The 7357-nt window shown below is 68.9% G+C and carries 5 protein-coding genes; 1 reads left to right on the top strand and 4 read right to left on the bottom strand.

Features of this window, described 5'->3' with window-relative positions:
* Positions 1-826: 826 nt before the first annotated feature.
* Positions 827-1027, bottom strand: coding sequence for a DUF397 domain-containing protein (locus ACFOSY_RS20640; protein ID WP_394309007.1), 201 nt, complete (start codon positions 1025-1027; stop codon positions 827-829).
* Entirely contained in the window at positions 1024-1869 is an 846-nt protein-coding gene (locus ACFOSY_RS20635) for a helix-turn-helix domain-containing protein (protein ID WP_394309005.1), read from the bottom strand. The genes ACFOSY_RS20640 and ACFOSY_RS20635 overlap by 4 nt, the downstream gene beginning before the upstream one ends.
* Before the next feature lie 154 nt (positions 1870-2023).
* On the opposite strand from ACFOSY_RS20635, the gene ACFOSY_RS20630 reads away from it, so the two are divergent.
* Entirely contained in the window at positions 2024-2473 is a 450-nt protein-coding gene (locus tag ACFOSY_RS20630; RefSeq protein WP_394309002.1) for an ATP-binding protein, read from the top strand.
* A gap of 178 nt (positions 2474-2651) precedes the next feature.
* Here the strand turns inward: ACFOSY_RS20630 and ACFOSY_RS20625 are convergent, their stop codons facing one another.
* Positions 2652-3119, bottom strand: coding sequence for a hypothetical protein (locus ACFOSY_RS20625; protein ID WP_394309000.1), 468 nt, complete (start codon positions 3117-3119; stop codon positions 2652-2654).
* Between the two features lie 23 nt (positions 3120-3142).
* A partial coding sequence (locus ACFOSY_RS20620) for a DUF6531 domain-containing protein (RefSeq protein WP_394308998.1) occupies positions 3143-7357 on the bottom strand: 4215 nt, incomplete at its 5' end.

Genomic DNA, 7357 nt, shown 5'->3' with positions numbered 1-7357 from the left:
CGCGAGCCTGCGCACCCGCTCCGGGTCACCGGGGGTCGGGTCCTTGTCCAGGTCGAGAACATGCCAATCACTCGGCCTATGACCCGCCATCCCGCAACCCCCGTCACGCGCACATCGCCAACACCCGTATGCACACGTGAACTTACCGGGCACGGCAGTTCGACCGAAAGAGCGGCCGTCTTCCGCCGGCGGGCGCACCTGAGGAGTCGCTCCCCCTCTACGCATTCACCAGCCCTCCAGCGCGTCCCGCTCGGTCAGGTGGCGCATCATCATCGCCCCGTCCGGGCCGCGATCGCGCGAGCTGTCCGCGCTATGTCGTGGGCTTCGGCCACGACGATTCCTCGGGAACGGCGGCGCAGAAGGCAGCAGCCTCCTCCCGTACATAGCGCGAGAGATCGACCAGTGTCTCGACAGCCGCCTTCAGCTCACGGGCCAGCTCCGGGAACCGTTCCCACGCCGGCGTCTCAGCACTGTCCCTCGAGCCCGCCCTAGGGACTGGGTGGGGTCGACGGGCTGCGACACGGACGGGTCCTTTCGTGATGGCCGATGGGTACCCGGCGCCGTTGTGCGGACCGGGTTCCGTCCTGATCCATGCTCCGCGTACCACTGACCGACCTCCGCCTGCAGTTGGCGGGCAACGTAGAGGCACGGGACCGGAGTGGTCGGGCCCTGTCCCCTCGCCTTGGCGAGCATCTGCTCCGTGCCGACCCGCGCGGCGTCGAGGACCGGACCCGCTCCCCTGGCGAGGACATACCTGAAGATCTGCCAGCAGCTCAGGAAAAACGATCACGTTCAGCCCTTGCCCCACTCGGGTCGGGGGCCGCGGTCAGTCGGGCGTACGCGCCGAACCGAACGGCGCGACGAACGCGGCCCACGCCTCCGGCGTGAGCGCGAGCCGCTGGCCGGAGGCGTTCTTGGAGTCGCGGACGTGGATGGTGGTGGGGGTGGGGGCGACTTCGACGCAGTCGTTGCCGTTACTGCTGTCGCTGTAGCTGCTCTTGAACCAGCGGAGTTCCGGCGTACTCATAGCTCTCCCAGGGTTTGCTCGATGAAGACCAGAGACTCCTCTGGTGTGAGCGCCTGAGCCCGGATGATGCCATAGCGCAGATCGAGGATACGGAGCTGCCTGGGGTGCGACACGGGGCGGCCTCCGAAGTCACCGTCGGTACGCCCCATCCCCGTACCGTCCGCGAACTTGAGCACTTGGATACGGCCCCCCGTTCCCGGGTGGTTCGCGTGGGCGGTCGGCATCACCTGCAGCTCCACGAACGGCAACTTCGCCACCTCCAGCATGTGTTCGAGCTGCCGGCGCAGCACCATTGTGTCCCCGATCGGGCGGCGCAGCGTCACCTCTTCCAGGACGAATCCCAACTCCGGCGCGGGCGAGCGCTCGAAGACCGACTTCCGGGCCATCCGAGCGGTGACCATACGTTCCAGTTCGTCCGGCGAGTAGGCCGGGCGCCAGGTGCGAAGCAGCGCTCGCGCGTACTCCTCCGTCTGCAACAGCCCATGGATGTTGTGGTTGCTGTACAGCAGCATCCCCACCGACCGCTCCTCCAGCTCGGCCAGTTGCCGCACCTTCTTCGGATAGCGTGCCTTGCGCATGTCCTCCATGAAGGCCCTCAGATGCCCCTGCGCCTTCAGGACCTGGTCCGCTCTGTCCAGGCACTCCGGGCGGGGGATGCGGGCCCCGCGTTCGATCTTGCGGATCATGTCCTCGCCGTACCTGAGGGCGGCCGCCAGCTCGGGCACGCTCATCCCGGCGGACTCCCGGCAGACCTTGAGCAGGCGGCCCACCGCCTGCACCACCGGCTCGATCTCGTCGCCCGGCTCGACATCCCAGCCCGCCTCGTCGACACCCTCGGTCACGGCTGCTCCTCCTTCGGCGCGTACTCGTACTCCGTACAACGCCCGGGACAGCCGAGACAGCCGAGACAAAAGCCGGGACAGTAACGGTACGTGCAGGCGTTGTCACTCATCCACGGAAGCAGGTTCGGCCACGCTGAGTGATGTGAATCAAGACATGCGTGCCCCTGAAAACCACCTCGCCCGCCCCGTCCGCAACTTCAGCCTCCAGCTGTCCTCCACGCCTCGCGGCGCCCGTCTCGCCCGGCTGCTCGCCACCGAGCAACTGCGCACGTGGGGACTGCCGTCGCATCCGGCGGAGCTCATCGTCGCGGAGCTGGCGGCCAACGCCGTCACCCATGGCCGCGTCTTGGGCCGGGACTTCCGGCTGTTGCTGTACGTCGTCGGTGACACCCTCCGCATCGAGGTCACCGACACGCGCGGTGACCGGCTGCCGTGCCCGCAGCACTCCGCCGACGACGACGCCGAGTCCGGCCGCGGCCTGCTGCTCGTGGAGGCCCTCGCCGACCGCTGGGGGGTCGTCCCGGGCCCGCCCCCGCTCAAGACCGTCTGGGCCGAGGTGGGGGCCGGGTCCGCCGGGCAGTGCCCCGTTCCGCCCCGGCGGTAGCGGACTGCGCGGTTCAGGGCAGCTCGGCCCACGTCCCCATCGTGGCCTCCAGTGTCCAGATACGAACGCCGGCCTCTCCGCGGCAGTGGCGTCCGAGCCGGACGGAGGATGTCGGGCAGGCACGCGCGACGTCCCGCGCCCCCCCGTGGCGGCCATGGCCCGGCCGGCCTGTCTCTCCTCAGGAACGCCGACCGCGCAGGGCCCGCCAGGCCTCGCTCACCGCTTCCTCGGTACGCAGCCACCAGCCTTCCAGCTTGTTACGCACCGTGACGTACACCCATCGGCGTTTCAACCACGGCGGCAGAACGCGGAACGGCACGAAGGCCAGTGTGTCCCTGATCGGATGCTCGGCCATGCCGCCGGGCCCCTCAGCCCGCAAGGCCGCGAACAGCTCCGGGGTCAGCTCCCCGTTGAGCCGAGCCGCGTGCCCCACCGCGGTGAAGGCGAACCCCCGCTGACCCGCGTCCGGCAACTGCGTCGCTTTGACGATCCGAGGGGATGCCGCCTCCAATGAGCAGTGGAAAGCCAGCCCTATCACCGCCGTGCCGAGATGGTTCTCACCGCGCTCGAAGGCGGCGTCCCACTCCTTGGGGTCGTCCAGCCCCAACAATCCTTCGCCGCTCTCCCAGTCCCACGCGGAGGTCATAGCCGATTTCCGTCCTTCGCCTGTCATCCGTCGCACTTGGGCGGAAGCACCTTCTGTTTCTTGAGGTTATTGATCATCCCAGCCTTCTTGAGCTTGTTCAGATCACCCTCCGTGACACTCGTCGATGGGTAAGAAGACTGCACATGACCGTGGTAAATCTCCTTGACGATGTTGCCGTCCTTGTCGGTGATGTACTTGTGCCGGTCCAGGACCACGATTTCGTTGTTGACGTGATCCACGCCTAGTCGCCGGAATTTGTTCGGGTTGTTCGGGTCTCCCAACGGGATGGACCGGTCCAAGGCCGCCTGACCGTTGCTGGGTGCACGGCTGACCTCGCCCTTGGCCGAGGAGCTGGAGCCCGATCCGTGCTTGGTGTACTCCGAGTCGTCGTAGACCCGGACCGGATCAGAGTCCCCTTCCAGACCCAGCGGGTCGCTCCAGCGCAGCGGGTTGTCGACGTACCTGTGGTGGTTCGGGGCCGGGACCAGGCCGAGGGGGTCGGGGGTGAGGTAGCTCGCCGTGTCCGGGTCGTAGTAGCGGGCCAGGTTGTAGTGCAGGCCCGTCTCCGGGTCGCGGTACTGGCCCGGGAAGGCCAGCGGGCAGAGGGAGTCGTCGCCGCCGGTCAGGGGGCGTCCCCACAGGCTGGTGGCAGCCCGCCAGGCGACCGTGCCTTCCTCGTCGATCAGCTCGCTGGGGGTTCCGGCCAGGTCGGTGACGATCGCGTAGAACTGCCTGTCGATCGCGTCCTGGGCGTCGGTGCCCCGACGGCTCCGCACCTGGGCCGCCGCCCGGTGGGTGCCCGGATCCCACTCCCAGGTGTCGGTCTCCACCCGCCCGTCGCATAGCCTCTGCTGCTCCGCCAGGGCGGCGCGGTCCCAGCTGAAGAGGGTCTCGTCGGTGACGGTGCCGTCCTCGTGTACGCGCCACTTGGCGGTTCGCCGGCCGAGTACGTCGTAGCGGTACCGCCACACGCCACTGTCGGGCGTCACGGCCTCGGTGAGACGGTCGTCGGTGTCCCAGGTGTAGGCCCAGATCCGCCGTAGCCCGGACAGCGTCCGCCGGATCACGCGGACCACGCGGCCCTGGCCGTCGTGCTCGTACGTGGTGCGGCCCGCCGAGGTGACCTTCGTGCCGGTGTGCCGCAGCGGACCCTGCGTGTCCTGCCCGCCGGGGGCGGGGTGAGCGGCCTCGCTGAGGTTGCCCAGTTCGTCGTAGGCGTAGGTCTCGGTCCAGGTGTCGGCCGACACCCGGGTGACGCGGCCCGCGTGATCGAGGTCGAACCTGCGGGTGCCGCCCAGCCGGTCGGTGATCGAGGTGACGTGGCCGTCCCCGCGGTAGGCGTACGAGCGGGTCTGGCGTACGTGCGCGCCGCCCTGGGTGTGGGCACTGATGACTTGTTCGACGAGGCGGTGGCCCGCGTCCCAGGACTGCGTCAGCATCGCGGCGCCGGCCAGCCCGCGGGCGGTCTCCCGGCCGGCCGCGTCATGGGTGAAGGCCAGCTCTCCGGCGTCGGTGACGAGCGACGTGGGCAGTCCCGCCGAGTCGTACGACCAGCACGAGGTAACGCCGGACGGTGTGGTGCGCCGTATCCGTCGGCCAAGTAGGTCGTACTGGCTGGTGACCGTACGGCCGTCGACGGTTTCGCTGAGGATCCGGCCCAGGGCGTCGTAGCCGTAGGTGACCTTGCTGCCGGGATTCACGGCCTCGATCAGGCGGCCGGCCATGTCGTAGCGCAGGGTGGTCACGTCGCCGGCATCCGTGCGTGCCGTCACCACCCGCCCGGCGGCGTCGCGGGTGAGGCGGACCGTCCGCCCGGTGCCGTCGGTCCGCTCCACCTGGTGGCCGGTGGGGTCGAGGACGTACCCGAGCCTGCGGCCGTTGAAGTCCGTTTCGCCGGTCAGGCGGCCCGCCGCGTCGTACCGGTAACTCCATTCGTCACCGCGCGGGTTGATCACGCCGACGAGCCGCAGCTCCGCGTCGTGGATGAAGCGGTAGCGGGTGCCGTCCGGGTCGGTCCGGGCACTCGGCAGGTCGAATGCGCCGTACTCGAAGGCGGTGACGAAGCCACCGGCGTCACGGTGCGACGTGAGGTTGCCCTCGGCGTCGTACGACCAGGTCTCGCGCCCGCCGTCTGCCCCCTCCCGCCACAGCAGGCGGCCCTCCGGGTCCCACTCCTGCCGGACGGTTCCACCGACCGGGTCCTCGATGTGCACGATGCGCCCGAACGCGTTCCGTCGCACGGTGACGACGCTGCCACGCGGGTCCACGGCCCGCACCTGGAGCCCGGCGGCATCCGTTTCGAAACGGAACGTGTTGCCGAGCGCGTCGGTCTGTGCGATCCGGTGTCCTCGCTCGTCATAGGTGTACGAAGTCACGGCGCCCAGCGGATCCGTACTGGTGAGGAGGTTGTCCCGGTCGTCGTAGGTGCACTCCCACCGCGCACCGTCGGACTCCGTGACGGCGACGGGCAGGAAGCCGTCGTACTCCACCTGGACGCGGGTCCCGTCCGGCCGGTCCATCCGTACCGGCTGACCGTGCGCGTCCAGAGTGAAGCGGGTCGTGTTGCCCAGCTCGTCGGTACGGGAGAGCAACCGCCCGAACCGGTCCCACTCGGTGTGCACGCTGTGGCCCAGGGGGTCGGTCACGGTGGCGAGCTGGTACAGCTCGTCGTACTGGTACGTCGTCGTGTTGCCGAGCGCGTCCGTGTAGTGCGTACGGCGCTCGTCGGTGTCGTACTCGATGGTGCAGGAGAGGCTGCCGTCGGCGCCCTCGCCGGCGACACAGCGGTCCAAGGCGTCGTAAGTGAAGCGGTACCAGTAGTCGTTGCGGTCGGTCCACGACGTGATGCGGGCGCGGTCGTCGTACGTGAGCTTCAGCGGCCGGCCGCTCGAATCGTGGATCTCGGTGAGGTTTTCTTCGGGGCTGTAGCCGAAGCTTCTGAGAACGGTGCCTTCGGGGCCGTCCTCCATATTGCGCAGGCGGAGCCGGGTGACACGTCCGTCCGTCGTGTCGACGTGCAGATGACGGCCGCCCGAATCGCGTACCGCCACAGGGGTGCCGTCGGCGTCACGGTCGAAGTCGACACGCGACCCGTTGCGGTCGGTGATCGCGGCCAGGGGCAGCGTGAAGGCTTCGTCCACCGCGGCCGGCCTTGAACGGGGTGCGAAGTGACGAGTGACGCCCGTGGTGGGGTCAGTGATGCGCAGCGGAGTGTCCTGCGCGCCGTCCCAGTCCAGTGGCCAACGCGGGCCCTCCAGGGGCATGACCGAGGTGCCCGGCCGCGGTACGGGGTAGAACAGCAGCATGCCGTCCTCGGTGGCGTAGACGGCGCCCTCGTCGTCCAGTTCGAGGCGTTCGTCCAGGGTGGAGGCCCAGGACGGACCGAAGCAGCGGCCCCACTGGTATGTGGACAGATGGGTGCGGCGCAGAATCAGAGGGAGCAGGCCGGGCAGTTCGACATCGGTCGCTTCCAAGAGCATTTCGCCGGAGACCATGTCGATCGGGTCGCCGTTCTTGCAACGGCCCTTGGACGGCTTGGACTTCGCCGCGGCGTCATCGGCTTCTCGGCGCAGGCCCTTTCCGAGCCCCTTGGCCATGGCCTTCAGCCCGCCCTTGGCCAAGGCTTTGGCGCCCTTGGCGAGGGCGCCGAGGGTCGTCAGGCCCTTCATGCCGGGTACGCATTCCAGCACCGCGAACCCCACGTCCCACAAGGACGCTTGGCCTTTGGAGTACTTGTACAGCGTGTCTGCGAGCAGGACGAGCGCTGCTACCAGCACGATCGCGCCGAGGATCGGCCCTCCGATGATCATCGCGACAATGCCGACGACCGCCACCACGATCTTGCAGGCCGCGACGATGTTGTCCCAGTTGTCGGTGAACCAGTCGCCGATCTCCTCCCACCACGACCGGTTCTGGATCCCCGCGTCGGAGGCCTCGTCAATCTTCGACTTCGCGTCCCGCGCCGCCTCCTCACGCATCTTCCGCGCGTCTGCGGCCATCTTCTTCGCCGCGTCCAGCGCGCTCTGCGCGGACGTCACGTCCGACTGCGCCTTCGCATGCGCGCTCTTGGCGCTCTGCACGTCCCGCGTCGCGGCCCGCACCTTCGCCTCGTCGGGCTTGTCCGCGTCCGACTTCGACCCCGTCGGATCGTCCTTGTACTTGTCGGCCTCCCGCGTCGCCCGCCCCACCCACGACTCCGCCGACGCCAGCTTCGACTGCGCGGAGGAGAGATCCGCCTG

It is taken from the genome of Streptomyces lusitanus, from assembly GCF_042647945.1.
GTDB classification, from domain to species: Bacteria; Actinomycetota; Actinomycetes; order Streptomycetales; family Streptomycetaceae; genus Streptomyces; species Streptomyces pseudogriseolus.
Note: the sequence above shows the minus strand (reverse complement) of the source record. Positions and strands in the feature narration are given on the sequence as shown.

Excerpts from the sequence above, each read along its gene's own strand:
- ACFOSY_RS20625 (WP_394309000.1), bottom strand. The coding sequence starts at position 3,119 with ATGACCTCCGCGTGGGACTGGGAGAGCGGCGAAGGATTGTTGGGGCTG.
- ACFOSY_RS20630 (WP_394309002.1), top strand. The coding sequence starts at position 2,024 with ATGCGTGCCCCTGAAAACCACCTCGCCCGCCCCGTCCGCAACTTCAGC.
- ACFOSY_RS20640 (WP_394309007.1), bottom strand. The coding sequence starts at position 1,027 with ATGAGTACGCCGGAACTCCGCTGGTTCAAGAGCAGCTACAGCGACAGC.